Source organism: Mesorhizobium sp. M7A.F.Ca.CA.004.06.1.1 (genome assembly GCF_003999135.1).
GTDB lineage: Bacteria > Pseudomonadota > Alphaproteobacteria > Rhizobiales > Rhizobiaceae > Mesorhizobium.
Genome location: NZ_RZPQ01000991.1, coordinates 1 through 1754, shown reverse-complemented (window position 1 = coordinate 1754; position 1754 = coordinate 1). Strand labels below are relative to the sequence as shown.

Sequence of the window (1754 nt, the reverse complement as noted above, 5' to 3'; positions counted from 1 at the left end):
ACCCAGTCCGCGGCGTCGAACGGACTGGGCTCGGGCACGATCGTCGTCAACACGCCGCCGGCCTCCGGCCCGAATTCGGCGAAAAAAGCGGTCGAGGTGATCGTCGGCCAGCAGCTCGACCGGATGTTCACCCTGATCTTCACGCAAGACAAGGTCCCCGAACAGGCAAGGGCGGTGGCCGTCATTACCGATGCTTCGAGTGCTTGCATGCTCGCGCTCGATCCGTCCGCTTCGCAGGCGGCGCTGTTTTCCGGCAGCACCAGCGTCAAGCTCAACGGCTGCTCGGTCATGTCCAATTCGATCGCCTCGGACGCCATCAAGGTTCAGGGCTCGGCCGGCCTGCAGGCCGATTGCCTGATATCGGCAGGCGGTGTCTCTCTCAGCAACCCCGTCACCACCGTCTGCGCGGTCCCGATCACCCAGGCACTGCCTGCCGGCGATCCCTTTGTCGACCTGCCGGCCCCGGTGGCCGCGACCCCCTGCCAGAACGACAACAAGGCGACGCTCGGTCCAGGCACCTATTGCAGCGGCATGAACCTGAAGGGCAATGTCACGCTTTCGCCCGGCGTCTATGTCGTCCAGGGCAGTTTCAAGATAAACGCCAACGCAGCCATCACCGGCAGCGGGGTGACCATCTTCATGTCGGGCAGTTCGACCGTCAGCATGAATGGCAATGCGTCCGTGAAGCTCAGCGCGTCGACTTCGGGCACCTACTCAGGCGTTCTGTTCTACGGCGACAGGACCGGCATGATCGCATCCAGCACATTCAACGGCACAGCGGACTCGCTTTTGACCGGGGCCATCTACTTCCCCAAGCAGCAAGTGAACTATCTTGGCAACTTCTCGGGCAATGGCGGCTGCACCAGGGTCGTCGCCAATACGATCCAATGGTCCGGTAACTCAACCATCAATCAGGATTGCTCGAGCCTCGGAGTGCCCAACATTCCAGCCGCGCGGTCCGTGGCACTGTCCGAGTAGCTCCGTGGGGCGCCCATCGATGCCGATCCTTGGTGATGATTCGGGCGTTGCGGCGGTCGAGTTCGCGATGGTGCTGCCCATTCTGTGCCTGGTGCTGCTTGGTATTCTGGACGGCTGGTCCTACGTAACGAGTTCACTGTCGATGCGCGCCGGTGTGAAGACCGCCGCGAACCTGGTCATGAGCGGATCGACCGATGATGCGGCGACCCAGGCCCTTGCCATTGCGAGTTGGGAAAATCGGCCGGAAGACGGCCAGGTCACGCTAAGCCGCATCCGTATGTGCGGGGCGACGGTGGTCGACGCGTCCACCATGTGCAGTGGGCCGAAGGTGCCGGCGGTCTATGTCCAGATACAGGCATCGGGCACCTGGGTGCCGCCAATTGCCTTCGGCCCATTTGCCACTTCCACTGTAATCGGTCACCAGGAGACGATCCGTGTCCGCTAGGGTAAGCGCGTTCCGGCGGGATCGATCGGGCGGGGCCGGGCTGGAGTTCGCGCTGATCGCGCCCTTCCTTGTCATGCTGCTGTTCGGAATATTCGCCTTTGGCTGGTCGATGCACTCGGTCTCCAGTGTTCGCTATACGCTGGAGACGTCTGCGCGCTCGCTGCAGCTTAAGAACACGCTGACCCAGGCCGATATTCAATCGATCGCCACGCAGAAATTGCAGGCCTTGGGGTTCAAGGACGTGAACGTCACCATCGCCATCGACCCCGTGAGCGGCGGCTTCCGCATGGCGCATCTGACCGCGGCCTATGCCTTCGTCATCGACTTCCCC

The 1754-nt window shown here is 62.5% G+C and carries 3 protein-coding genes; all 3 read left to right on the top strand.

The window, feature by feature from the left end; translation table 11 throughout:
- On the top strand, window positions 1-978 hold a 978-nt coding region (locus tag EN906_RS33045; protein WP_127375718.1), incomplete at its 5' end, for a hypothetical protein.
- A gap of 19 nt (window positions 979-997) precedes the next feature.
- Complete coding sequence (locus tag EN906_RS33040; protein ID WP_127270090.1) at window positions 998-1423, top strand: TadE/TadG family type IV pilus assembly protein; 426 nt, start codon at window positions 998-1000, stop codon at window positions 1421-1423.
- Window positions 1413-1754: TadE/TadG family type IV pilus assembly protein (locus EN906_RS33035; protein ID WP_164777565.1), on the top strand; the 342-nt coding region annotated here is incomplete at its 3' end. The genes EN906_RS33040 and EN906_RS33035, both read left to right, overlap by 11 nt.